General features: G+C 72.8%; 22 protein-coding genes. 13 read left to right on the top strand and 9 right to left on the bottom strand.

Annotated elements, in window-relative coordinates; translation table 11 throughout:
- From AB0K65_RS03045 to AB0K65_RS03065, 5 genes are all read right to left on the bottom strand, one after another.
- Positions 1-1,683, bottom strand: a complete 1,683-nt coding sequence (locus AB0K65_RS03045; RefSeq protein ID WP_365713719.1) for an FAD-dependent monooxygenase — start codon at positions 1,681-1,683, stop codon at positions 1-3.
- Between the two features lie 163 nt (positions 1,684-1,846).
- On the bottom strand, positions 1,847-2,764 hold the full coding sequence (locus AB0K65_RS03050; RefSeq protein ID WP_365713721.1) for an amino acid ABC transporter permease: 918 nt from the start codon (positions 2,762-2,764) through the stop codon (positions 1,847-1,849).
- A complete protein-coding gene (locus AB0K65_RS03055) occupies positions 2,761-3,408 on the bottom strand; it encodes an amino acid ABC transporter permease (RefSeq protein WP_365713723.1) in 648 nt (215 codons plus the stop codon). The genes AB0K65_RS03050 and AB0K65_RS03055 overlap by 4 nt, the downstream gene beginning before the upstream one ends.
- Positions 3,409-3,533: 125 nt before the next feature.
- Positions 3,534-4,451 carry a glutamate ABC transporter substrate-binding protein gene (locus AB0K65_RS03060; protein WP_365713725.1) on the bottom strand — a complete coding sequence of 306 codons (918 nt, stop codon included), beginning with the start codon at positions 4,449-4,451 and terminating at the stop codon, positions 3,534-3,536.
- 98 nt (positions 4,452-4,549) lie between these two features.
- Positions 4,550-5,335 carry an amino acid ABC transporter ATP-binding protein gene (locus tag AB0K65_RS03065; RefSeq protein ID WP_365713727.1) on the bottom strand — a complete coding sequence of 262 codons (786 nt, stop codon included), beginning with the start codon at positions 5,333-5,335 and terminating at the stop codon, positions 4,550-4,552.
- A 283-nt stretch (positions 5,336-5,618) separates the two neighbouring features.
- Between AB0K65_RS03065 and AB0K65_RS03070 the strand changes: the two genes are divergently transcribed.
- Both AB0K65_RS03070 and AB0K65_RS03075 read left to right on the top strand, forming a co-directional pair.
- Complete coding sequence (locus AB0K65_RS03070; RefSeq protein WP_365713729.1) at positions 5,619-6,323, top strand: response regulator transcription factor; 705 nt, start codon at positions 5,619-5,621, stop codon at positions 6,321-6,323.
- 18 nt (positions 6,324-6,341) lie between these two features.
- On the top strand, positions 6,342-7,745 hold the full coding sequence (locus AB0K65_RS03075; RefSeq protein WP_365713731.1) for a HAMP domain-containing sensor histidine kinase: 1,404 nt from the start codon (positions 6,342-6,344) through the stop codon (positions 7,743-7,745).
- Positions 7,746-7,814: 69 nt separating this feature from the next.
- On the opposite strand, the gene AB0K65_RS03080 is transcribed toward AB0K65_RS03075, so the two are convergent.
- Both AB0K65_RS03080 and AB0K65_RS03085 read right to left on the bottom strand, forming a co-directional pair.
- Complete coding sequence (locus AB0K65_RS03080; RefSeq protein WP_365713733.1) at positions 7,815-8,813, bottom strand: TAXI family TRAP transporter solute-binding subunit; 999 nt, start codon at positions 8,811-8,813, stop codon at positions 7,815-7,817.
- 47 nt (positions 8,814-8,860) lie between these two features.
- Positions 8,861-9,817 carry a LysR substrate-binding domain-containing protein gene (locus tag AB0K65_RS03085; protein ID WP_365713735.1) on the bottom strand — a complete coding sequence of 319 codons (957 nt, stop codon included), beginning with the start codon at positions 9,815-9,817 and terminating at the stop codon, positions 8,861-8,863.
- 238 nt (positions 9,818-10,055) lie between these two features.
- Between AB0K65_RS03085 and AB0K65_RS03090 the strand changes: the two genes are divergently transcribed.
- The 5 genes from AB0K65_RS03090 to AB0K65_RS03110 are packed head-to-tail and all read left to right on the top strand — an operon-like array spanning position 10,056 to position 15,910.
- A complete protein-coding gene (locus tag AB0K65_RS03090) occupies positions 10,056-11,678 on the top strand; it encodes a four-carbon acid sugar kinase family protein (RefSeq protein ID WP_365713737.1) in 1,623 nt (540 codons plus the stop codon).
- Positions 11,675-12,688 (top strand): 4-hydroxythreonine-4-phosphate dehydrogenase PdxA, encoded by a 1,014-nt coding sequence (gene pdxA, locus AB0K65_RS03095; RefSeq protein ID WP_365713739.1) that lies wholly within the window; start codon positions 11,675-11,677, stop codon positions 12,686-12,688. Before AB0K65_RS03090 ends, pdxA begins: the two co-directional genes overlap by 4 nt.
- Positions 12,660-13,631 carry a hypothetical protein gene (locus AB0K65_RS03100; RefSeq protein WP_365713741.1) on the top strand — a complete coding sequence of 324 codons (972 nt, stop codon included), beginning with the start codon at positions 12,660-12,662 and terminating at the stop codon, positions 13,629-13,631. The genes pdxA and AB0K65_RS03100 overlap by 29 nt, the downstream gene beginning before the upstream one ends.
- Positions 13,628-15,145 (top strand): tRNA (N6-isopentenyl adenosine(37)-C2)-methylthiotransferase MiaB, encoded by a 1,518-nt coding sequence (miaB, locus tag AB0K65_RS03105; protein WP_365713743.1) that lies wholly within the window; start codon positions 13,628-13,630, stop codon positions 15,143-15,145. The genes AB0K65_RS03100 and miaB overlap by 4 nt, the downstream gene beginning before the upstream one ends.
- A 48-nt stretch (positions 15,146-15,193) precedes the next feature.
- Positions 15,194-15,910: a class III extradiol dioxygenase subunit B-like domain-containing protein gene (locus AB0K65_RS03110; protein ID WP_365713745.1), complete on the top strand. Its 717-nt coding sequence runs from the start codon at positions 15,194-15,196 to the stop codon at positions 15,908-15,910.
- Between the two features lie 204 nt (positions 15,911-16,114).
- On the opposite strand, the gene AB0K65_RS03115 is transcribed toward AB0K65_RS03110, so the two are convergent.
- Positions 16,115-16,390 (bottom strand): antitoxin, encoded by a 276-nt coding sequence (locus tag AB0K65_RS03115; protein WP_365713746.1) that lies wholly within the window; start codon positions 16,388-16,390, stop codon positions 16,115-16,117.
- Between the two features lie 47 nt (positions 16,391-16,437).
- Positions 16,438-16,710, bottom strand: a complete 273-nt coding sequence (locus AB0K65_RS03120; protein WP_365713748.1) for a hypothetical protein — start codon at positions 16,708-16,710, stop codon at positions 16,438-16,440.
- A gap of 182 nt (positions 16,711-16,892) precedes the next feature.
- On the opposite strand from AB0K65_RS03120, the gene miaA reads away from it, so the two are divergent.
- From miaA to hflX, 6 genes are all read left to right on the top strand, one after another.
- Entirely contained in the window at positions 16,893-17,831 is a 939-nt protein-coding gene (miaA, locus tag AB0K65_RS03125; protein ID WP_365713750.1) for a tRNA (adenosine(37)-N6)-dimethylallyltransferase MiaA, read from the top strand.
- A 108-nt stretch (positions 17,832-17,939) separates the two neighbouring features.
- On the top strand, positions 17,940-18,404 hold the full coding sequence (locus AB0K65_RS03130; protein ID WP_365714227.1) for a hypothetical protein: 465 nt from the start codon (positions 17,940-17,942) through the stop codon (positions 18,402-18,404).
- Between the two features lie 262 nt (positions 18,405-18,666).
- A complete protein-coding gene (gene dapF, locus AB0K65_RS03135; protein ID WP_365713752.1) occupies positions 18,667-19,551 on the top strand; it encodes a diaminopimelate epimerase in 885 nt (294 codons plus the stop codon).
- Positions 19,552-19,852: 301 nt separating this feature from the next.
- Positions 19,853-21,982, top strand: coding sequence for an HD domain-containing protein (locus AB0K65_RS03140; protein WP_365713754.1), 2,130 nt, complete (start codon positions 19,853-19,855; stop codon positions 21,980-21,982).
- A 131-nt stretch (positions 21,983-22,113) separates the two neighbouring features.
- Entirely contained in the window at positions 22,114-23,604 is a 1,491-nt protein-coding gene (locus AB0K65_RS03145) for a M1 family metallopeptidase (protein WP_365713756.1), read from the top strand.
- A 118-nt stretch (positions 23,605-23,722) separates the two neighbouring features.
- Positions 23,723-25,216: a GTPase HflX gene (hflX, locus tag AB0K65_RS03150; RefSeq protein ID WP_365713758.1), complete on the top strand. Its 1,494-nt coding sequence runs from the start codon at positions 23,723-23,725 to the stop codon at positions 25,214-25,216.
- The last annotated feature ends 97 nt before the right edge of the window (positions 25,217-25,313 follow it).

Consider the following 25,313-nt stretch of genomic DNA (forward strand, 5'->3'; position numbering starts at 1 on the left):
TCACTTCGACACGGACGCGGACGCGGCACCGGACGCGGCCGCACCGGAGGCGGATCCGCCGGACGCCGGCCTCGGCAGCTCCCGGGACGCCGTCACCGCGCCGCCCCGTGCGGCGTCCGCCGACTCGAACAGCTCGCCCGGCCGCACGCCGGAGAACGACGCCACCAGATGCCCGTCCGGCCGCACCAGGAGGACGGTGTGGGCCGCCGCGCCCGGGTAGGCCTCGGTCACGAGCAGCTCCGCCCGCGTCGGCAGGCCGCGCACCGCCTCCGCCAGCTGGGGCATCACACCGGCGCTCTTCCAGTGCCGCCGGTCCCACACCCCCGTCCCCGGCGCGACCAGGACGACCAGGAGCCGCCCGCGGCCGAGACGGTCACGGAGCCGCACGGTCGTGCCGTCCGGGGCCGTCACCCGGACGTCCTCGACCGGCGCCCCGGCCTCCGTGGCCACCGACGCCCGGACGTTCCCGGCGTCGGGAGGCGCGAGGGGGGAGTGCGGGTAGGAGGGCGGCGCGCCGAGCGGGCCGCGCCCCAGGTGCCCGTCGGTCAGCAGGGCGTCGTGGCCGCGCGTGCCGCCCGGGATGTAGGTCCGCAGGCCGCCGCCGCCCCGCAGCACCGGCAGCGACTGGTCGGCGGCCCGGAGCCGGGAGGCGACGGCCGCCCGCCGCTCGCTCTGGTAGCTGTCGAGCAGCGTCTCCGAGGCGCCGTGGTGCCAGGCGTGCGCGAGCTTCCAGGCCAGGTTGTCGGCGTCCCGCAGCCCTTCGTCGACCCCCTGGGTGCCGACCGCGCCGAGCAGATGGGCCGCGTCGCCCGCGAGGAAGACCCGGTCCACCCGCCAGCGCCGGGCCAGCCGGTGGTGCAGGGTGTGGACGCCGGTGTCGATCAGCTCGTACGGAGGGGTCTCACCGCCGCACCACCCGGCGAGCGTGTCGCGGATCCGGGCGACGAGCGCGTCCGGGGTGACGAGATCGCCGCGCGGCGGCAGCAGCCAGTCGATGCGCCAGACCCCGTCCGGCAGCGGGCGCGCCGTGACCTCGTCGCCGCCGCCCCGCCACGGCGGCTGACGGTGCAGCACGGCCTCGCCGGGCCAGGGGAGTTCGGTGCGCAGCGCGGCGACCGCGTGCCGTTCCACGGCCGTGCGCCCGGGGAAACGGACACCCAGCAGCTTGCGCACGGTGGAGCGGGCCCCGTCGCAGCCGACCAGATGGCTGCCGCGCCACCAGGTCGCCCCCGGGCCCCGGGTGTGCGCCGTGATGCCGCCGCCGTCCTGCTCGATCGCGTCGAGCCGGGCCCCGGGGACCAGCTGGACGAGTTCCCGGCCGGCGATCGCGTCGCGCAGACCGCGCGCGAGGGCGTGCTGGGGGATGTGCAGGGGAGCAGGGAGGCCCCCGACGTCACTCTCCGTGTCCGCGAGGCCCGGATGAAGTTCGACGTGCCTCATCAGTTGCTTCCGGCGCAGGGAGCGCCAGCCGACCCATCGGACTCCCTCGTCACGCAGGGTGGTGCAGCCGAGCCGTTCCGCCATCGCCGCCATGTCGGCGCGGAGCACGACCGTGCGGGCGGGGCGCGACTCCTCCTTGCCGGGGCCCTCGTCGAGGACCACGCTGGGCACGCCCTGGGAGGCCAGGGCAAGGGAGAGCGCGAGGCCCACGGGCCCCGCGCCGACGATGATCACCGGGTCCACGGCGCGGCTCCTGAAGGCCGTTCGGTCATGCGGGAAGCACTGCGAAGAGTGGCGCGAGCCCGGTGCGTGATCACAGAACGTATGCAACCGATTGCGGGTGCCCCCGTCAAGCGACGGGGGCAGCGGCGCGACCGCCACTGCCCCCGGATGATGTCACATACTGTCAGTTCTTCGTGTTACCGGGCCCGTCGGCGCCGCCGGCCGTGTTCCCGAGGCCCCCGCCGGCGTCGGCGGTGAGCACGACCTCCTGCGCGGCGGCGTCCGGTACGGCGATGCCCGTCTTCGCCCGGCGGCCGCGCTTCTCGATCCAGGTCGCGAGCGCGGAGAGCGCCAGACACATCGCGATGTAGATGGTGCCGATGACGACGATGGTCGAGACGTACGGGTACTGGCCGTTGACCTGCGTGTTGGAGGCGATCAGCCGGGCCGTCTGGAGCAGCTCGGGGTAGAGGATCACGAAGCCGAGCGAGGTGTCCTTCAGGGTGACCACGAGCTGGCTGATGATCGTCGGCAGCATCGAGCGGACGGCCTGCGGCAGCAGGACGGTCGTCATGACCTGGGTCTTGGTCATGCCCAGGGCGTACGCCGCCTCGCGCTGCCCCCTGGGTACCGCGTTGACGCCGGCGCGCAGCACCTCGGCCTGCACGCAGCCGTTGTAGATCGACAGGCCGAGCGCCAGCGCCCACATCGAGTACTCGGTGAGGAAGCCGACCCACACGGCGTAGATCGTGATCAGCAGCGGGATGGAGCGGAAGATCTCGATGAAGCCGGTGGCCAGCCAGCGGACCGGCTTGTGGTCGGAGAGCCGGGCGACGGCCAGCAGCACACCGAGGACGAGCGAGCCGACCGCCGCGAGACCGAAGGCCTTCAGCGTGGCGAGGACGGCGTCGGCGATGTTCTGCCGGATGCCCGCGTAGTTGAAGATGTCCCACATCGCGGGGTCGAGATGACCCTTTTCGCTCAGGCGGAGGATGCTCACCGCGATCAGCGCGACGATGGCGACGGTGCCGAGGACGGCGTAGATCCGGTTGCGGACGCGCGCCTTGGGGCCGGGGCTGTCGTAGAGAACGCTGGCACTCATCGGGCGACCTCCATGCGGCGCTCAAGGAGACGGAAGATCCCGCTGATGGTGAAGGTGACGACCAGGTACGCGGCGGCCACCCAGACGAAGATCGGGCCGATCGCGTAGCCGTCCTCGCTCATCAGCGTCTGCCAGCCGAAGAGTTCGGTGACGCTGAAGGCGCCGGCGATGGCCGAGTTCTTGGTGAGCGCGATGAAGATCGAGCTCAGCGGCGGCAGGACCGTGCGGGTCGCCTGCGGCAGCACGATCATCCGCAGGGTCTGCGCGAAGGTCATGCCGAGCGAACGGGCGGCTTCCGCCTGACCGATCGGCACCGTGCCGATGCCGGAGCGGACGGCTTCGCAGACGAAGGCGGAGGTGTAGAAGCCGAGCGCGAGCGAACCCAGCAGGAAGGGGCTCATGCCCGGGAAGAAGATCTCCGGGACCACGAAGAACGAGACGAGGAAGAGCAGCGTCAGCGGGGTGTTGCGCAGCAGGGTGACCCAGAGGGTGCCGAAGAAGCGCAGCGGCGGGACGGGGGACACCCGGAAGCCGGCGACGACGACGCCGAGGACCAGCGCGATGACCGAGCTGACGGCGGTGATCGACACGGTTCCTATGAAGCCGTCGCGGAACTCCGGGAAATGGTCGAGCAGTACGTTCATGAGGTCTCCGCGTCGGCGGTCGGCGGCCTACGGTCGAGGCGTGCCAAGGCTTACGGACAAGGTGTGCGGGCAGGGGGAGCGGCGCCCCGTACGTCCGTACGGGGCGCCCGTGGTGACGCGAACGATCAGTAGCGGTTGATCGCCGGCGGCTCGACGTAGGAAGAGCCGGAGAGACCCAGCGTGGCCTCGTAGATCTTCTTGTACGTGCCGTCCTTGATGTACTTCTCCAGCGTGTCGTTGATCTTGGCACGCAGGGCCTTGTCGTCCTTGTTCATGCCGACGCCGTAGGGCTCCTTGGTGAACGGCTTGCCGACGACCTTGAGCTTGCCGGCGTTGGCGGCGGCGTAGCCCTTCAGGATCGAGTCGTCGGTGGTGACGGCGTCGACCTGCTTGGTGATCAGCTGCTGCACGCAGTCCGAGTACTTCGCGAGCTCGGTGGTCTCGGCGCCGTACTGCGGCTTCTTGATCTCCTGCAGCGGGGTGGAGCCCGTGATCGAGCAGACCTTCTTGCCCTTGAGGGTCTCGGGACCGGTGATCGCGGTCTCGTCCTTGCGGACCAGGAGGTCGGCGCCGGCCTGGTAGTACGGACCCGCGAAGCCGACCTGCGCCTTGCGCTTGTCGTTGATCGTGTAGGTGCCGACGTAGTAGTCGACCTGGCCCGTGGAGATCGCCGTCTCACGGAGCTTGGAGTCGACCGTCTTCCACTCGATCTTGTCCTCGCTGAAGCCCAGCTCCGCCGCGATCATCTTGGCGATCTCGATGTCGAAGCCGGACCGCTCCTTGGTGGCCTGGTCCTCGAAGCCGAGGAACGGCTGGTCGGCCTTGGAGCCGATGATCAGCTTGCCGCGCTTCTGCGCCTCCTTGAGGACCGCGGAGTCGACCTTCACGTCGGTGGCGACGGCGTACTCGGGCAGCTTCGGAGCGCTCTTGTCGCCGGGCTTCACGGCGGGCTTGTCGCCGGCCGAGCCCTCCTTGCCACCACAGGCGGTGGCGGTCAGCGCGAGGACGGCGACGGCCACGGCCGCGCTCTTGCGGAGCTTCATGGTGAACATCCCTTTGTTCGTGGATCGTTGATCGGCAAGTCAAGCAGGGGGGAGGCTCCCTGACGAGACGGTCAGGGGAAAGCCCGCCGACGCGAAGGTCAGTGGTGCAGGATCTTCGACAGGAAGTCCTTCGCCCGGTCGCTGCGCGGGTTGCTGAAGAACTGGTCGGGCGTGGCCTCCTCGACGATCCTGCCGTCGGCCATGAAGACGACCCGGTTGGCGGCCGAGCGCGCGAAGCCCATCTCGTGGGTGACGACGACCATGGTCATGCCGTCACGCGCCAGCTGCTGCATGACCTCCAGGACCTCGTTGATCATCTCGGGGTCGAGGGCCGAGGTCGGCTCGTCGAACAGCATGACCTTGGGGTCCATCGCCAGGGCGCGCGCGATGGCCACACGCTGCTGCTGGCCGCCGGAGAGCTGCGCCGGGTACTTGTCGGCCTGCGTGCCGACACCGACCCGGTCGAGCAGCGCGCGGGCCTTCTTCTCGGCCGCCGCCTTCTCCGTCTTGCGGACCTTGACCTGCCCCAGCATCACGTTCTCGAGCACGGTCTTGTGCGCGAAGAGGTTGAAGGACTGGAAGACCATGCCCACGTCGGCGCGCAGTCGGGCCAGCTCCTTGCCCTCCTGGGGCAGCGGCCGGTCGTCGATGGTGATGGTGCCGGAGTCGATCGTCTCCAGGCGGTTGATGGTGCGGCACAGCGTGGACTTACCGGACCCTGAGGGCCCGATGACGACCACGACTTCGCCCCGGGCGATCGTCAGGTCGATGTCCTGGAGCACATGCAGCGCGCCGAAGTGCTTGTTCACGTTGGACAGCACGACCAGGTCGCCCGCCGCCGGTACGGCGTCCTTCGAGCCCTTGGTCACTGACACTCCGCTCATCGGCTTCTTGCTCCGTCCTCCTCGGTTGGGGAGGACACTAGGCACGCGGTGCGACCAGCGTCATTACATCTGAGCGGAAATTGAGGATAACGATCCGGCCGCAACCGGACACACTGCGTGAAGGGGACGCCCGCGGCGTACCGGGTCCATAACAGAAACCCCGGTGTCACGGGGGGAGACTTGACTGTGGCACCGGCCATCGGCGTTCATGCCCAGGTAACCCTGGTACAACCCTGGTACACGGAAGTCCATCGTTCGAACGTCGAGGTAACGGAGGAGGGTCATGAGACTGCTGCTCGTCGAGGACGACGATCATGTCGCCGCGGCCCTGTCCGCCGTCCTGGCGAAGCACGGGTTCTCGGTCACGCACGCCCGCAACGGCGAGGAGGCGCTCCAGGCGGTGCTGCCCGCCGCACACGGTGAGCGCCCTTCGTACGGGGTGATCCTGCTCGACCTCGGCCTGCCCGACCAGGACGGCTACCAGGTCTGCGGCCGCATCCGAAAGCTCACCACCACCCCCGTGATCATGGTGACCGCGCGGGCCGACGTCCGCTCCCGCATACACGGCCTCAACCTCGGGGCCGACGACTACGTGGTCAAGCCGTACGACACCGGGGAGCTGCTCGCCCGGATCCATGCCGTCAGCCGGCGCACCGCCGCCGGTGACGAGGCCGCCGGAGCGGGCGAGGAGAGCGCGCTGCGGCTCGGCTCCGTCACCATCGAGCTCCCCACCCGACGGGTCAGCGTCGAGGGCGCCCCGGTGCAGCTCACCCGCAAGGAGTTCGACCTCCTCGCGCTGCTGGCCCAGCGGCCCGGAGTGGTCTTCCGCCGCGAGCAGATCATCAGCGAGGTCTGGCGCACCAGTTGGGAGGGCACCGGCCGCACGCTCGAGGTCCACGTCGCCTCGCTGCGCTCCAAGCTGAGGATGCCCGCCCTGATCGAGACCGTGCGCGGCGTCGGCTACCGCCTGGTCGTGCCGGCCGCGTAGCCGCCGGAACCCCCACTCGTGCGCACCCGCCTCCTCCCGCTCCTCATCGTCCTCATGGCCGGGGTCCTGCTCGCCCTGGGCTTCCCGCTCGCCGCCAGCCTCGCCGCCTCCGAACAGCAGCGGGTGGTGGTCGACCGGCTCGACGACGCGGCCCGCTTCGCCGCGCTCGCCCAGTTCGTCAGCGAGACCGACATCGGCACCAACGAGCGCCGGGCCACCCTCGAAGGGGAGCTCACCAGCTACCACGACGTCTACGGCATTCGCACGGGCATCTTCTACCGCGACAACCGTGCCATGGCCGCCGCACCGGAGGACTGGGTCGTCCCCTACGAAGGGGAGGGGCGCCGCGCGTTCAACGAGGCGCTGCTCGGCCGCCGGAGCCACGACCCGCCGCAGGTCTGGCCGTGGCAGGACCACGCCCGGCTCGCCATCGCCTCCCCCGTCGTACGGGACGGGGACGTCGTCGCCGTTGTCGTCACCGACTCGCCCACCGGCCGGCTGCGCTCGGCGATCCTGCGCGGCTGGCTCGTGATCGCCGCAGGCGAGTTCGCCGCGATGCTGCTCGCCGTGGGGGCCGCGTTCCGGCTCACCGGCTGGGTGCTGCGTCCGGTCCGGGTCCTCGACGCGGTCACCCACGACATCGCCACCGGCCGGATGAAGTCCCGGGTCGCCGCCGCGGGCGGGCCGCCCGAACTGCGCCGGCTCGCCCGCTCGTTCAACGAGATGGCCGACAACGTCGAGGACGTCCTGGAGCAGCAGCGCGCCTTCGTCGCCGACGCCTCCCACCAACTGCGCAATCCGCTCGCGGCGCTGCTGCTGCGCATCGAACTCCTGGCCCTCGAACTCCCGGAGGGCAACGAGGAGATCGCCTCCGTCCGGACCGAGGGGAAGCGGCTCGCCCAGGTCCTCGACGACCTGCTCGGCCTCGCGCTCGCCGAGCACGCGGCGGCCGATCTGCGGCTCACCGACATCGGCGCGCTGGTCGCCGAGCGGATCGCCTCCTGGCGGCCGCTCGCCGAGGACAAGGGCGTCCGGCTGCGTGGGGAGCCCCGGGCCGTGACGGGGTGGGCGGATCCGGTGGCGCTCTCCAGCGCCCTCGACGCGATCGTCGACAACGCCCTGAAGTTCACGCCCTCCGGTGAGGAGGTCGTCGTGACCGTGGTGCCCGAGGGCGACACCTGCGCGATCGCGGTCGCGGACCGCGGCCCCGGGCTCACGCCGGAGGAGCTGGAGCGCGTCGGCGACCGCTTCTGGCGCAGCAACCGCCACCAGAACGTCAAGGGCTCCGGCCTGGGCCTGTCGATCTCCCGGGTACTGCTCGCGGCGGGGGGCGGTGCGATCGACTTCGCGCCGAACGAGCCGCACGGGCTGCGTGTGACGGTCACGGTCCCGCGCTCGGCGCCGCGGGCGCGGGGGGAATGAGCGGCGAGTCGGCCGGTGGCCGTGGAGGCCGGAACGGGGAGCCCTTCAGGGCACCCCTCCGGGCACTCCTCAGGGCTTCACGGAGCGGTAGTAGCGCTGGGCGCCCTCGTGCAGCTCCAGCGGCTCGGTGTAGATCGCGGTGCGCAGGTCGACCAGCTGGGCCGGGTGGACCTGGCCGCCGATCCGGTCCCGGCTTCTGATGACCGTGCGGGTGAATCCCTCCACCAGGCCCGGCTCGGTCTCCGCCGTGGTGACGAGCAGGTTCGCCACGGCCAGCGTCTCGACCGGCTGCCCGTCCTGGGCCAGGGTGTAGGCGTCCGCCGGGATGACGGCGGAGCGGTAGTGGCGGGTCGACCCCCCGACGTCGTGGAGGTTGTCCACCAGCGAGGCGTCCAACGGCACGAGCCGTACCGGGAGGCGCTCGGAGAGGGTCTGCACCGCGTGGGTGGGCAGTCCGCCCGACCAGAAGAAGGCGTCGAGCTTCCCGCGCTCCAGCAGGGACGGCATCGTGTCGATGCCGGCGGAGACCGGCCTGATGTCGACGTCCGGGGTGAGCCCGCCGGCCGCGAGGACCCGGTCCGCGATCAGCCGAACCCCGGAGCCCTCCTGGCCGACGCCCACCCGCAGCCCCCGCAGGTCGGTCACGGAACGGACGTCGGAGCCCTTGCGGACCACCAGCTGGACGTAGTCGTCATACAGGCGGGCGGAGCCCCGCAGCCGGTCGAAGCCCGGTTTGCGGTCCCGCTTGTACTGGGCCACGGCGTCGGCGGTCGCGATGGTGAAGTCGGCCTCGCCGGAGGCGAGCCGGGCGAGGTTCTGCTGAGAGCCCTCACTGTTCCGGAGCGTTATCGAGACATCGGGCAGATCACGGGCCAGCGCCTGCTTCAGCAGCTCGCCGTACCGCTGGTAGACACCGGTGGGCACGCCCGTACTGAAGGTCACCGTGCCGCTCGGCGCGGACGGACCGAAAGGAACCAGCCACCAGACGAGCAGCCCGCACACCACCAGGAGCGCCGCCGCGAGCTGGACGGCACGGCGGCGGGCGGCACGGAAGAGGGTGGCGGGCATGGCGCGATCCTGCCAGCTCCCTGCCCGCCCTGGCCAGGCCGGACGGCTCACACCTCCCGTGGCCCGGGTCGGCTCGCGGTCGGGAGGGCGGCCCGGCCGGTGAGGTCCTGGGCCGGCCGGAGCCGGGCCGCCTGACCGCGGAGCCAGTCGAGGAGCGCCGAGACCCGGGCGTCCTCCTGAGGCGGCCGGGGACCGAGCAGCTGATAGCCGGTGCCGTCGGGGACCAGACCGAACGGAGCCACCAGCTGTCCGCGTACGAGATCGTCGTGCACGAGGGCGTACGGGCCGATGGCGACACCGAGGCCGGCGACGGCCGCCTGCAACGCGAGATAGAAGTGCTCGAACGTCTGCTCCCGCTGTGGGCCGCCCTCGGAGCGGGTGCCCGTGAGCCGCCGCCAGTCGTCCCACGCGTGCGGCCGGGTGCTGGTGTGCAGCAGCGTCACGTCGGAGAGACCGTCCGCGCCGCCGAGGCGCCGTGCCAGGTCGGGGCTGCACACCGGGCCGATCCACTCGTCGAAGAGCGGCGTGCGGCTGACCCGCGCCGGTACGGGGAAGTCGTCCCGGCGCAGGGCGAGGTCGAAGGCCTCCCGCTCGAAGGAGACCGGGCCGCCGCCCGCCGACAGGTGCACGGTGAGCCCGGGCACCTGAGCGGCGAGGTCGGGCAGGCGCGGGATGAGCCAGCGCATCAGCAGCGTGGGCTCGCAGGACAGGGCGAGCGGGCCGCTCTCCTCGCGACGGGAGACCTGACGGGCGGCCGAGTCGATCCGGTCCAGCCCGTCCCGGACGGCGGCCGCCAGCAGGCGCGCCTGCGCGGTGGGTTCCAGCGACCGCGTCCCACGCTCGAAGAGCGTGACGCCGAGGGCCCTCTCCAGGTTGCGGATCTGGCGGCTGACGGCGCCGTGGGTGACGTGGAGCTCCTGGGCCGCCCGGGTCATGCTCGCGTGCCGCACGGTCGCCTCGAAGGGCAGAAGGGTGTGGGGCGGCGGGAGATCGGGCCAGGGCATGTGTGAAATCTACTCACAGGTGGGGTGAGAAGGAATCGCTTGTCGCAGGGCCGTTCCGGGCCTCACTGTGGATGGCGTCACAGGCCACGACCGGTCACAGGTCGCGAGACGACGCCAGGACGGACGACGGGCGGCCGTGGCGACGACCGCCGCCGGCGGTGATCGACCGGCGAGGCGTCCGGGGACATGCGGGCGAGGCGACCGGCGGCCGGCCGGCGAGGCGAGGAGACACAGCGGGATGGCATCTCGGACACCCCGAACACCCGAGGCACCCCAGGGGCGCCAAGCGCACCAGGCGCCTCGGGCACCCCAAGGAACGGACGCGGCCCCAGGCCCTCCGTTCCCCGGGACACCCGGCGCCGGACCGCGCGCATGGAGCGTCGCCGTCCTCGCGGACGACCTGACCAGCGCCGGAGACGGAGCCGCTCCCTTCCGCGAGGCGGGACACCCGGCTCAGGTGCGGATCGGCGTGCCGGAGGGCGCCCCCGCGACCACCCCCGCCGGAGTCGTCGCCGTCGACCTCGGCAGCCGGCTGCTCGACGAGGACACCGCGGCGGTCCGCACGCGAACCGCGGCGCGGGCCCAGGCCAGGGCCGACCTCCTGATCAAGACCGTCGACTCCACCCTCAGGGGTCATGTCGCCGCCGAGATCCGCGCCGCGCACGCCGGCTCGCGCCGCCGCGCCGTGCTGATCGCCCCCGCCTTCCCGGCCGAGGGGCGCACCACGGTCGACGGCGTCCAGCACGTGCACGGCGTTCCCGTGCACGAGACCGCGTTCGGACGCGACCCGGCGCATCCGGTCACCGTCTCGGACCTCGGGCGCCTCCTGCCGGAGGCGGCGGTCGTCGGTCCCGACCGGCTCGCCCGGCTGGCGGGGCTCGTGGCCGAGGGCGGCCTGGTCGTCTGCTCCGCCACGACGGACGACGACCTGGACCGCATCGTGGCCGCCGTCCCCGAGCCCGGGGAGGTGCTGTGGGTCGGCTCCCCGGGCCTCGCCGCCGCTCTCGCCCGGCACCACGCCCGTACGCCCCCGGCTCCGGCCGGGGCGACTCCCGCGGCCCTGCCGGCGGTCCGCAGGCCCCTGGTGGTCGTCGGCAGTGCGAATCCGGCGAGCCGGCGTCAGCTGGACCTGTTGCGCGGCCGGCCGGACGTGACGGCCGCGTCGGCCGGCGATCCCGTCGCCGCCGTCGAGTCGCTGCGGCGGACGACGAGGGCGGTACGGGTCGTCCACACCCCCGACGAGCACCGCCGGGCCGCCGCCCCACGCTCGCTCACCGTCGACCTGGCGCTCGTGGCGGGACGCCTGATCGCGGACGGGTCCGTCGACGGACTCGTGCTGACCGGGGGAGAGACGGCGGTGTCGGTGCTCGCATCGCTCGGCGCCGCGGGGATCGACCTGTACGACGAGCCCGAGCCGGGGATCGCCCGCGGCACCCTGATCGGCCCCCGGCCGCTCCCCGTCCTGATCAAGGCGGGCGGCTTCGGCGACGAGGAGACCCTCGACCGGCTCTGCCGGCTGCTCGCCGCCCCGGGCACGGCTCCCGGCGACGCACCGGGGAACGGCCCTGGCGACGTAGCCGGCAGCGGCACCGGCCCCGGTGACGAAGCCGGAAACGGCCCCGGCCCCGGCCCCGGCCCCGAGACCGAGACCGAGACCGGGAACGGCACCGGCGACGAAGACGGCAGCGCCCCCGGCCAGGAGGCCGGCAGCGGCCCCGGCGACGTGGCCGGCAGCGCCCCCGGCCACGGGCCCGAGACCATTCCCGGCCACGAGCCCGCGCGCGGACCCGCCGCGCGGACCCGAGTCGGCCTCCCCGGCCACGGCCCCCGCCGCGGACCCGAGAGGGGGGCGGAGGCGTGAAGCCCCTGGCCCTCACCATGGGCGATCCGAACGGCATCGGACCGGAGATCACCGTCAAGGCCTGTGCCGACCCCACCCGCCGGCCGCCCGTCGTGGTCATCGGCGACCCCGAAGCCCTCGACCGCGCCTGCCGCACCACGGACACCGCCCTGACCGTGCGCCCCATCGACACCGTGGCCGAGGCCGCCCTCACCCCGGGAGTCCTCGACGTGCTCACCGTGGGCACCCTCCCCTCCGATCTGGCCCCGGGCACCGTCGACGCCCGCGCGGGGGCGGCTTCCTACCGGTACGTACGCCGGGGCATCGCCCTCGCCCTCAGCGGCGAGGTCAGGGCCCTGACCACCGCGCCGATCAACAAGGAGGCGCTCCGGCTCGCCGGACTGCCCTACCCCGGCCACACGGAGATCCTCGCCGACCTGTCCGGGACGAGCCACTACGCGATGATGATGGCCAACGACGAGCTGCGGGTCGTCCTGGTCACGGTCCATCAGTCGCTGCGTACGGCCCTCGACGCCCTGACCACCGCCCGAGAGCTGGAGATCATCCGGCTGACCGACCGCACGCTGCGGGCGGGCGGACGCGACCGCCCCCGTATCGCCGTGGCCGCGCTCAACCCGCACGCCGGCGAGAACGGGCTCTTCGGACGCGAGGACCTCGACGTCATCCAGCCGGCCGTCCGGGCCGCGCGGGAGGAGGGCATCGACGCGAGCGGGCCCTGGCCGGCCGACACCGTGTTCATGCGCGCCCGGGCGGGGGAGTTCGACGTGGTCGTCGCCCAGTACCACGACCAGGGGCTCATCCCGGTGAAGTACCTGGGCCTGGAACACGGCGTCAACATCACCATCGGCCTGCCGTTCGTGCGCACGAGCGTCGATCACGGCACGGCCTTCGACCTCGCGGGTCGCGGTACCGCCGACCACACGAGCCTGCTCACCGCCCTGCACCAGGCCGACGACCTCACAGCCGACCCGGAGGACCGCCGTGGACTTCGTCTTCATGCTCACCCGTGACGACAGGACCGTCACCGACTGCCTGGACGTCCTCGACCAGCTCGACGCCCTCGACCGGCATGACGGGCCGGAGGGGCCGGAGGGGCGTGACGGGTCGCACGAGCCGGACGGGCCGGGGGATCTCGACCGGCGTGACCTCCTCGGGCTCGGCCGACGTGACACAGTTGACGTCCTCGGCGGCGCGGAGGCCCCGCACACCGGCCGCACGGCCGGTATCGCCCGGGCCGGCCACGAGGCCCGCGTCGACCACATCGGTTTCAAGGACGTCGGCGTCGACACCCCGACCCTCGCCCGGCTCCACCGGAGGATCAAGGACAGGGGCGCCACCAGCTACCTCGAAGTGGTCAGCACCACCCGTGAGGAGGCGCTCGCCTCCGCGCGCACCGCGGTCGACCTGGGCGTCGACTGGCTCATGGGCGGCACCTGGGTCGAGGAGACCCTGACCCTCCTCGACGGCACCGGCACGCGTTACCTCCCCTTCGCCGGCGAGCCCCTCGGACACCCCACCCGCCTGGCGGGCGGCCCGTCCCGCATCGCCGACGACTGCCGGAGGGCCGAAGCGGCCGGCTGCGCGGGCGTGGACCTGCTGGCCTACCGCGCCGTGGACGCCGACCCGCTCGACCTCGTCCGGGCGGCTCGCGCCGCGACCACAGGACGGCTCGTCGTGGCCGGAAGCATCACGACCCCGGCCCGCATCCGCGCCCTGGCCGAGGCGGGCGCCGACGCCTTCACGATCGGCTCCGCGGCCTTCAGCGGCTCCCTGCGCCCGGACGCCGGCACCCTCGGGGCGCAGCTCACCACCATCCTCGAGGCCACGGCGGCCGCCGTCGCCGCGGGCCCGCCCCGGCGCGCGCCGGAGCACCGGCCGGGCCCCGCGCCCTCCCCGGGCGGGCCGGAGGGACGGCCGGTCACTCCTCCGGAGGCCCTTACCCTAGAGAAGTGACCAACATCGACCGGAGCCGCGACGTGGGCGAAGCCAAGACTTATGAGATCCGCACCTACGGGTGCCAGATGAACGTCCACGATTCCGAGCGGCTCTCCGGTCTGATGGAGGACGCCGGCTACGTCCGCGCCCCCAAGGGCGCGGACGGAGACGCCGACGTCGTCGTCTTCAACACCTGCGCCGTCCGCGAGAACGCCGACAACAAGCTGTACGGCAACCTCGGCCGGCTCGCCCCGATGAAGACCACGCGTCCCGGCATGCAGATCGCCGTCGGTGGCTGCCTCGCCCAGAAGGACCGGGACACCATCGTCAAGAAGGCGCCCTGGGTCGACGTCGTCTTCGGCACGCACAACATCGGCAAGCTGCCCGTCCTCCTGGAGCGCGCCCGCGTCCAGGAGGAGGCGCAGATCGAGATCGCCGAGTCGCTGGAGGCGTTCCCGTCCACCCTGCCGACCCGGCGCGAGTCCGCGTACGCCGCCTGGGTCTCGATCTCCGTCGGCTGCAACAACACCTGCACCTTCTGCATCGTCCCGGCGCTGCGCGGCAAGGAGAAGGACCGCCGTCCCGGCGACATCCTCGCCGAGATCGAGGCGCTGGTCGGCGAGGGCGTCTCCGAGATCACCCTGCTCGGCCAGAACGTCAACGCGTACGGATCCGACATCGGCGACCGCGAGGCGTTCTCCAAGCTGCTGCGTGCCTGCGGGACGATCGAGGGCCTGGAGCGGGTCCGCTTCACCTCGCCGCATCCCCGCGACTTCACGGACGACGTCATCGCGGCGATGGCCGAGACCCCGAACGTCATGCCGCAGCTGCACATGCCGCTGCAGTCCGGTTCGGACACCATCCTGAAGGCGATGCGCCGCTCGTACCGGCAGGAGCGTTTCCTCGGCATCATCGAGAAGGTGCGTGCCGCGATCCCGCACGCCGCCATCTCCACCGACATCATCGTGGGCTTCCCGGGCGAGACCGAGGAGGACTTCGAGCAGACGATGCACACGGTCCGCGAGGCGCGCTTCGCCAACGCCTTCACCTTCCAGTACTCCAAGCGTCCCGGCACCCCCGCGGCCGACATGGAGGGGCAGATCCCCAAGGAGGTCGTGCAGGCGCGCTACGAACGCCTCGTCGCGCTTCAGGAGGAGATCTCCTGGGAGGAGAACAAGAAGCAGGTCGGCCGGACCCTGGAGGTCATGGTCGCCGAGGGCGAGGGCCGCAAGGACGGCTCCACCCATCGCCTCTCCGGCCGTGCCCCCGACAACCGGCTGGTGCACTTCACCAAGCCGGAGCAGGAGGTCCGCCCGGGCGACGTGGTGACGGTCGAGATCACCTACGCCGCGCCGCACCACCTGCTCGCCGAGGGTGCGACGACGTCGGTACGCCGCACCCGCTCCGGTGACGCCTGGGAGAAGCGCACCGGCGCCGCCGCCAAGCCGGCGGGCGTGCTGCTCGGCCTGCCGAGGATCGGCGTGCCGGAGCCCCTGCCCGCCGCCTCCGCACCGGCCTGCGGCAGCCACTGACCCGAGCGGTCCGCGGGGCACCCGCACCTCGGCAGTAGGCTGCGGATCATGCTTGTCGCCGCAGCCGTCTGCCCCTCCCCGCCCCTGCTCGTGCCCGAGGTCGCGGCCGGGGCCGCGCACGAAATGGACGCCGCCCGTGCGGCGTGTGCCGACGCCGTGGGGGTGTTGGCGGCGTCCCGGCCCGACCGGCTGTACGTCGTCGGCCCGGCGGGCGAGGAGGGGCAGGGAACGTACCCGGCCGGCTCGGTGGGGTCCTTCGCCGGCTTCGGTGTCGATCTCTCCGTACGGCTGGGCGCAGGCCCCGGGGCCGGAGTGGACCGGCCGCCGCTGCCCGTCTCGCTCGCCGTGGCCGCCTGGCTCCTGGAGCGCACGGGCTGGGGCGGGGCACCGGTGGAGGGTCTGGGGGTCGATGAACGACTGGAGGCCGCGCGGTGCGCGGCCACCGGACGCGAGCTGGCCGCGACCGCCGACCGTGTCGCGCTCCTGGTGATGGGCGACGGCAGCGCCTGCCGGTCCGTCAAGGCCCCCGGCTATCTGGACGAGCGCGCCGCCGGTTTCGACGCGGAGGCCGCCAGGGCGCTGGGCTCGGCCGACCGGGACGCCCTGCTCGCTCTGGACGAGGGCCTGGCGTTCGAGCTGAAGGCGGCGGGCCGGGCTTCGTGGCAGGTGCTGGCGGGCGCAGCGGAGGGCGCGAGTCCGGCAGGCCGCCTGCTCTTCGAGGACGCCCCCTACGGCGTCGGCTACATCGCCGCCGTCTGGTCGTAGCGGTCGTAGCGGAGCGGTCGTAGCCGTCGGCGCGCGGCGCACCGGCCACGAGACCACGGACCGGTGCGCTTCACGGCCCCTCGCGGGACGGAGCACGGGACGGAGCGGGACGCGGACGGGCGACGAACGGACGGCGGACGGCCGCGGAGCGATGTGCTCCGCGGCCGTCCGCCGTCCGGAGGGACGGTCAGCCGACGCCGTGCGTCAGACGTTCGGCGGCGGTGTCGGACCCGGACCCGTACCCGTTCCCGCCGGGCCCGGGGTGCCGTCGTCCCTGTGGGAGATCCGGTCCAGGGCGTGCTTGGCCTTGCCGGTGCCCGATTCGATCTTGGCGCTGTACTTGCCCTTGGTCTTCTCGTCGACCAGCCGCGCGGCCTTGTCCAGACCGTGATCGATCTTGCCCCCGTGCTGATGCGCGAGGTCGGAGACCTTGTCCTTGGCCGGGGCGAGCTTGGCCTTCAGCGAATGCAGGAGACCCATGGGTCACCATCCCTCCGGTACCGTCTGCCGTGCCCTGCTTCCAGGGGCTACTTACGGGCGCTCTCACCGGCCTCGTTGTCCGCTGCCTCCTCGGCCGACTGCTGCTTCGGGATCTCCACGGCCTCGACCGCCTCCGCGGCCGGTGCCTCGTCGGCGGTCCCCGCGGCCTCGGTGTCCGCCGTCGTCTCCGCCTCGGCGTCGGTGTCGGCGACGTTCTCCGCAGGCTCCGCGTCGTCCGTCACGTCGACGGCCTCGGTCTCCTGCGTTGACGCCTCGGCAGCTTCCTTGCCCTTACGGCGAAACATTGCAAAAACGCCCATTTCCACTCCATAGCGTACTCGTGTGGGAGAAGCCCCGCGGCGCCCGGGGCGCCCCATTGCGCCACCCGGTGCAGCCGGCACGGAAACCGGCGGTCGGAACCTCGCAACAGGCAACGAAGCCGGATGCGGGTCGTCACGTCGCTCGTTCGGGGACCCGGCGGGAGGTTTGCGAGACTGGGGCGGTGAGAAATGCAGCTCCCGCCCCGCGGGTCATCGCCGTCGTCGGTCCCACAGCGGCCGGAAAGTCCGATCTGGGTGTTTTCCTCGCCCAGCAGCTCGGCGGCGAGGTCGTCAACGCCGACTCGATGCAGCTCTACCGAGGGATGGACATCGGCACCGCCAAGCTGACGATCGAGGAGCGCGGCGGAGTCCCGCACCACCTCCTCGACATCTGGGACGTGACCGAGGCGGCCAGCGTCGCCGAGTACCAGCGCCTGGCCCGCGCCGAGATCGACCGGCTGCTCGCCGCCGGCCGCACCCCCGTCCTGGTCGGCGGCTCCGGCCTCTACGTCAGGGGTGCCATCGACGCCCTGGAGTTCCCCGGTACGGATCCGGCCGTACGCGCCCGCCTGGAGGCCGAACTGGAGGAGCGGGGCTCCGGGGTCCTGCACGGCCGGCTGGCGGCCGCCGACCCCGAGGCCGCCCGCGCGATCCTGCCGAGCAACGGCCGCCGCATCGTCCGGGCGCTCGAAGTCATCGAGATCACAGGAAAGCCCTTCACCGCCAACCTGCCGGGCCCCGACCCGGTCTACGACACCGTCCAGATCGGCGTGGACGTCGAGCGGCCCGAACTCGACGAGCGGATCACCACGCGCGTGGACCGGATGTGGGAAGCGGGCCTCGTGGCCGAGGTCCGGGCGCTGGAGGGGCAGGGGCTGCGCGAGGGCCGTACGGCCGCCCGCGCCCTGGGCTACCAGCAGGTCCTGACGGCGCTCGCGGGGGAGTGCACCGACGACGAGGCGCGCGCCGAGACCGTGCGCGCCACCAAGCGCTTCGCGCGCCGTCAGGACTCGTGGTTCCGGCGGGACCCGCGGGTCCACTGGCTCAGCGGCGCCGCGGAACACCGCGGGGAACTCCCGCGAGAGGCGCTGAGGTTGGTCGAACGAGCGGTTACAGCCTGATCACGTGATGGCATCGGGACGCCATGCCCGTCATTCCAGCGCCCGGGAGCGTGCCATCATCGAGCATCGATCGACCAAGTGGAGTCCGAGTGGGGAGGGCGCGTGGCGATGGAGGCCGGCCCTCGCGACACAGAGCAGCACGGCGCGGTCCGGGGCGAAGCCCCGGGTGACGCGCCCGGTTTGACCCCGGACGGTCCCGACGACGCCCAGGGCACCTCCGTGGAGGTGGACGCCGACGAGGTCGAGGTCGAGCTGCGACCGCAGCGACGCCTGCGGATCTGGCAGCTCGCCCCCATCGTGGGCCTCGCGGCCCTCGGCTCCCTGATGTTCGCCTTCCCGCTCGCCTTCGGTTCCGGCGACGGCGGCGCGGTCGTCGCCATGCTCGGGCTGCTCATCAGCTGCTGCGCCGCCGGCTGGGGCATGATGGCCGCCCGCAAGGTCGGCCACACCTGGCCCGGCCTGCCGTCCCGGGGCTCCGGCGAGCGCCCGGACTGGCGCGTGATGGCGCTGTACGTGTGCGTCAGCGCCCTCCTCGTCGCCCTGGCGGTCTGGCGCGTCGCCCGCCTGCGCTGACCCGGCCCCGCGGTCCGCCGCGTCGCGACGGCCCGCGCTGACGCGGCCCCGCGGTCCGGTCCGGTCGGCTGACGCGGCCCCCCGGGCCCCGTCCGTCGCCCGCCCGTTCCCGCTGACCCGGCCCCCGCGGTCCGGTCCGTCGCCGGCCCCTCCCTCGCCGCTCCACGACCTCGCCCCGCCCCTGGCGTGAGCCGCCGGCGGCCCGCGCGCGCTGTCCCCACCCGGACGGCCCCCGCCGGACCCGACCCGTACAGTTGATCCCGTGACCAGCACGCAGACCTCGCCGCTCTCCTTCCTCAAGGGCCACGGGACCGAGAACGACTTCGTGATCGTCCCCGACGCCGACAACGCCGTCGACCTGCCCGCCGACGTCGTCGCCCGGCTGTGCGACCGGCGGGCCGGGATCGGCGGGGACGGGCTGCTGCACGTCGTCCGCAGCGCCGCCCACCCCGAGGCCAGGCCGATGGCCGACGAGGCCGAGTGGTTCATGGACTACCGCAACGCCGACGGCTCCGTCGCCGAGATGTGCGGCAACGGCGTGCGCGTCTTCGCCCGCTATCTGGAGCACGCCGGGCACGTCACCGCAGGTGAGGTGGCCGTCGCCACCCGGGGCGGGGTCAAGAGGGTCCACCTGGACAAGGACGGCTCCGTCACCGTCTCCATGGGCCGCGCCCTGCTCCCCGAGGACGGCGTCACCGTCACGGTCGAGGGGCGCAGCTGGCCCGCCCGGAACGTGAACATGGGCAATCCGCACGCCGTCGCCTTCGTGGAGAGCCTCGACCACGCCGGCAACCTCCTCACCGAGCCGCCCTACGCCCCGGCCGGGGTCTACCCGGAGGGCGTGAACATCGAGTTCGTCGCCGACCGCGGACCTCGCCACGTCGCCATGCGGGTCCACGAGCGCGGCGCCGCCGAGACCCGCTCCTGCGGCACGGGGGCGTGCGCCGTCGCCGTGGCCGCCGCCCGCCGGGACGGCGTCGACCCGGCCGAGAGCGGCACGCCCGTCACGTACACCGTCGACGTCCTCGGCGGCACCCTGATCATCACCGAGCACCCCGACGGCGAGATCGAGATGACCGGCCCGGCCGTCATCGTCGCCGAGGGCGTCATCGACCCCGCCTGGCTCACCCCGGCCCGGTCGGCCTGACACCCGACGGCCCCGCCGAAACCCCGGAGCGGTACCCCGAAGCGACGCCCCGACCCCTGCCCCCGACCTCTGCGCTCCCGGCCGAGCGGTGCACCCGCGGGCCGGTGGAGAGACGAGCGGCCCCGAAAAGGGCCGGAATCGAAACAGTCAACGACTGATCCGTCGCTCGAATGGGTGATCCGTTTCACGCTGGGCGAGAGCGGGACTGCACCGCGTGGTGGGCTCGGTAGCATCAAGCACCGGCAAGCCCGGCAGGCACGCCTTGCCCGCCCTCCGCCGGTCGACGTCGCCGGAGGTGCCCATGAGTGCAGAGGCCACCAACCCCCTGAGCGCGGCCGAGGCCACCGGCCCCGACGCTCCCAGCCGCAGACGCACCCGCCCGAGGATCGACCTCCGCAGGCTGGGCCGCGCCGCCCTGCTCGGGCCGGGCACCCGGGACCGCCTCCCCGACGCCATCGGCCACGTCGCCGAGGCGCACCGCGCCCACCACCCCGACGCCGACCTCGCCGTCCTCCGCCGTGCCTACGTCCTCGCCGAGTCCTCGCACCGCGGGCAGTTCCGCAAGAGCGGCGAGCCGTACATCACGCATCCGCTCGCCGTCACCCTCATCCTCGCCGAACTCGGCGCCGAGACCACGACCCTGACCGCGGCCCTCCTCCACGACACCGTCGAGGACACCGAAGTGACGCTCGATCAGGTCCAGGCGCAGTTCGGCGACGAGGTCGCCTACCTCGTCGACGGCGTGACCAAGCTGGAGAAGGTCGACTACGGCGCCGCGGCCGAACCGGAGACCTTCCGCAAGATGCTCGTCGCCACCGGCAACGACGTCCGGGTCATGTCGATCAAACTCGCCGACCGGCTTCACAACATGCGGACCCTCGGCGTCATGCGCCCCGAGAAGCAGGTCCGCATCGCCAAGGTCACCCGTGACGTCCTCATCCCGCTCGCCGAACGGCTCGGCGTCCAGGCCCTCAAGTCCGAGCTGGAAGACCTGGTCTTCGCCATCCTCCATCCCGAGGAGTACGAGAACACCCGTGCCCTCATCGCCGGGAACACCGGTGCCGGCGACGCCCTCGCGGCCATCGCCGAACATGTCACCACCCTCCTGCGCGAGGCGGACATCCCCGCCGAAGTCCTGGTCCGGCCGCGGCACTTCGTCTCCGTCCACCGCGTCCGCCTCAAGCGCGGCGACCTGCGCGGCAGCGATTTCGGCCGGCTCCTCGTCCTGGTGGGCGAGGACGCCGACTGCTACGCCGTCCTCGGCGAACTCCACACCTGTTTCACCCCGGTGATCTCCGAGTTCAAGGACTTCATCGCCGCCCCCAAGTTCAACCTGTACCAGTCGCTGCACACCGCCGTCGCCGCCCCCGACGGGGCCGTCGCCGAAGTCCTCATCCGCACCCACCAGATGCACAAGGTCGCCGAGGCCGGAGTCGTCGCCCTGGGCAATCCGTACACGCCCCCGCCGACCGGCGACCGCGCCGAGACGGCCGAGGACGGGGAGCGCGCCGACCCCACCCGGCCCGGGTGGCTCTCCCGGCTCCTCGACTGGCAGGAGGCGACCCCGGACCCGGACACCTTCTGGACCTCGCTGCGCGCCGACCTCGCCGAGGACCAGGAGATCACCGTCTTCCGCGCCGACGGCGGCACCCTCGGCCTGCCCGCCGGGGCGAGCTGTGTCGACGCGGCCTACGCGCAGTACGGCGAGGCCGCCCACTCCTGCCTCGGCGCACGCGTCAACGGGCGGCTCGCGACGCTCGGTACGGTCCTCGCCGACGGCGACACCGTCCAGCTGCTGCTCGCCCAGGACGCGGCCTCCGGGCCCTCCCCGGAGTGGCTCGACCACGCCCGTACCCCCGCCGCGCGCATCGCGATCACCGGCTGGCTCCGGACACATCCCGAGCCCGCGACGGCCCCGGCCGCCGACCCGCGCCCACCCGCCTCCCACGCCGCCGACCGCCGCACCGGCACCCGGCTCCTCGCCGACCTGCCGGGCACCACGGCAGGCGCCGTACGGCCCGCCGGCTGTTGTACGCCCGTGCCCCCCGACGAGATCACCGGCTTCCTGGTCCGCGGCGGGACCGTCACCGTCCACCGCACCGGCTGCGCCGCCGCCGACGCCATGCGGAGCCTCGGCCGCGACCCCGTCACCGTCCACTGGGGCGACACCGACGAGTGCCGCGTCACCCTCGTCGCCGAGTCCTTCGGCCGCCCCCGGCTCCTCGCGGACCTCACCGAGGCCATCGCCGCCGCCGGCGTCGCCGTCGTCTCCGCCACCGTCGAACCACCCTGCGAACAGCGGGTACGCCACACCTACACGCTCCAACTCCCCGACGCCGCCGGGCTGCCCGCCCTCATGCGGGCCATGCGGGACGTCCCCGGCGTATACGACGTGAGCCGCGCACGCCAATGCGCTTCCCCGGACCTGTAGACCGCCCGCCAGGACACCGCGGTCGTTCCGCCGCGCGCGGGGCGCCCCCCGTCAGCCCGGCGATGACTCCTTCGGGTGGCGGGCGAGCGCGCCGCCCCGGGCCGGGACCGGCGCCCTGGTAGCCGTAGCTCATGCCGCTCACCTCCCGGAACACCGCCCCCCGCGCGCGGTGGCTCCGCTCCGCCGTTCTCGTCGCCGCCTCGGCCGGGCTCGTCGCCGCTGCGCTGCCCGCGCCCGCGCCGCTCGGCATCGGGGACCCGCTCTTCCCCCACCTCGGCAACCCGGGGTACGACGTCCTCTCGTACGACATCGACCTCACCTACGGGGGCCGCAACACCGAGCCCCTCGCGGCCGTGACCCGTATCGAGGCGCTCGCCACCGCCGACCTGGAGCGCGTCAACCTCGACTTCACCTACGGCGAGGTCTCCGCCGTCACCGTCGACGGCGCCCCGGCCGACTTCACCACCAGCGGCGAGGACCTGGTGATCACCCCCGCCCGGGCGGTCGAGGAGGGCGAGCCGCTGGAGATCGCGGTCGTCCACACCAGCGACCCGTCCGGCCCCGTCGACACCGGCGGCTGGGTCCGCACCGGCGACGGCCTCGCCATGGCCAACCAGGCCGACGCCGCCCACCGGGTCTTCCCCTCCAACGACCACCCTGCCGACAAGGCCTACTTCACCTTCCGGATCACCGCCCCCCGTGCCCTGACGGCCGTCGCCAACGGTCTGCCGGCCGGCCGCACCGAGAAGGGCGCCACCACCACCTGGACCTACCGCACCTCCCACCCCATGGCGACCGAACTCGCCCAGGTCTCCATCGGCGCCACCACCGTCGTCCACCGCACGGGACCGCACGGCCTGCCCCTGCGGGACGTCGTCCGCACCGCCGACCGGGAGCTCATGGAGCCCTGGCTGAAGCGGACCCCCGGCCACCTGGAGTGGATGGAGCGCCAGGTCGGCCGCTACCCCTTCGAGACGTACGGACTGCTCGTCGCCGACGCCGACACCGGCTTCGAGCTGGAGACGCAGACCCTCTCCCTCTTCGAACGACGACTGTTCGCCGAGCCCGGCTACCCGGACTGGTACGTCGACTCGATCATGGTCCACGAACTGGCCCACCACTGGTTCGGCAACAGCGTCTCGCCCCGCACCTGGTCCGACCTGTGGCTGAACGAGGGGCACGCGAGCTGGTACGAGGCGCTCTACGCGGACGAGGTGGGCAAGCAGTCCCTGGAGCGCCGGATGAAGGCCGCCTACGGCGCCTCCGACGGATGGCGGGCGGCCGGCGGCCCTCCGGCCGCCCCCGAGCCCCCCTCGCCCGGCCAGAAGATCAGCCTCTTCCGGCCCGTCGTCTACGACGGGAGCGCCCTGGTCCTGTACGCCCTGCGCCAGGAGATCGGCAAGGACGCCTTCCAGCACCTCCAGCGCCGCTGGGTGAGCGAGCACCGCGACGCCACCGCGAGCACCGCCGACTTCACCGAGATGGCGTCCCAGGTCGCGGACCGTGACCTCTCCGCCTTCTTCGCCGACTGGCTCTACGCCGAGAAGACCCCGCCCATGCCCGGCCACCCGGACTGGAGCAGCCGCGCCCCGCAGCCGCCGAACGCCGTGAAACCGGGATGACGCGCACCACCCGGGCGTGACACCATCGTCAGGTCGGCGACGCGGCCGGCCCGGGAATCTTTCCGCGCCGCGACGTGTTCTGATCGACGCAACGACTTTCCATCGACGTAAGGATCAAATGACCTCCTCTTCATCCCCTTCCCAGGACGAGCAGAGCTTCGCCGAGACGAGCCGCACCGAGAGCCTTCGGGCCGATGCCCTGATGGAAGAGGACGTCGCCTGGAGCCACGAGATCGACGGAGAGCGGGACGGCGATCAGTTCGACCGCTCCGAGCGCGCGGCTCTGCGGCGCGTGGCGGGCCTCTCCACCGAGCTCGAGGACGTCACCGAGGTCGAGTACCGGCAGCTGCGCCTCGAGCGAGTCGTGCTGGTCGGCGTGTGGACCTCGGGGACCGTCCAGGACGCGGAGAACTCCCTCGCGGAGCTGGCGGCCCTCGCCGAGACGGCGGGCGCCCTCGTGCTCGACGGCGTGATCCAGCGCCGTGACAAGCCGGACCCCGCCACCTTCATCGGCTCGGGCAAGGCACGCGAGCTGCGTGACATCGTGGTCGAGTCCGGCGCGGACACGGTCGTCTGTGACGGCGAGCTCAGCCCCGGCCAGCTCATCGCCCTGGAGGACGTCGTCAAGGTCAAGGTGGTCGACCGGACCGCCCTGATCCTCGACATCTTCGCCCAGCACGCCAAGTCCCGCGAGGGCAAGGCGCAGGTCGCGCTCGCGCAGATGCAGTACATGCTGCCGCGGCTGCGCGGCTGGGGTCAGTCGCTCTCCCGTCAGATGGGTGGCGGCGGCGGTGGCGGTATGGCCACCCGCGGACCCGGTGAGACCAAGATCGAGACCGACCGTCGTCGGATCCGCGAGAAGATGGCGAAGATGCGCCGGGAGATCGCGGAGATGAAGACCGGCCGCGACATCAAGCGGCAGGAGCGGCGCCGGAACAAGGTGCCGTCGGTCGCCATCGCCGGATACACCAACGCCGGCAAGTCCTCCCTGCTCAACCGCCTCACGGGCGCGGGCGTGCTGGTGGAGAACGCGCTGTTCGCCACCCTCGACCCGACCGTGCGCCGGGCCGAGACGCCCACCGGCCGGGTGTACACGCTGGCCGACACCGTCGGGTTCGTGCGGCACCTTCCGCACCACCTGGTCGAGGCGTTCCGCTCCACCATGGAGGAGGTCGGCGACTCCGACCTGATCCTCCACGTGGTGGACGGCTCCCACCCGGCACCGGAGGAGCAGCTGGCCGCCGTGCGCGAGGTGTTCCGTGACGTCGGCGCGGTGAACGTGCCCGAGGTCGTGGTCGTCAACAAGGCGGACGCGGCCGACCCGCTCGTGCTGCAGCGGCTGATGCGGGCCGAGCGCCACGCCATCGCCGTCTCGGCGCGTACGGGCGAGGGCATCGAGGAGCTGCTCGCGCTCATCGACGCCGAACTCCCCCGGCCGCAGGTCGAGATCGAGGCGCTCGTGCCGTACACCCAGGGCGGGCTCGTCTCGCGGGTGCACGCCGAGGGCGAGGTGCTCTCCGAAGAGCACACGGCGGAGGGCACGCTGCTGAAGGCGCGGGTACACGAGGAGCTGGCGGCATTCCTCATGCCGTACGTTCCCGCCGCTCACTGACCGGCCCGCCCGGCACACGCGGGGACGCGTCCCCGCGGAAGGCCCCGCCCCCTCATCCAGGGGGCGGGGCCTTCCGCATGGGTGGTCCGGGTCCGCG

The sequence above is a fragment of the Streptomyces sp. NPDC053755 genome, assembly GCF_040677675.1.
Taxonomy (GTDB): domain Bacteria; phylum Actinomycetota; class Actinomycetes; order Streptomycetales; family Streptomycetaceae; genus Streptomyces.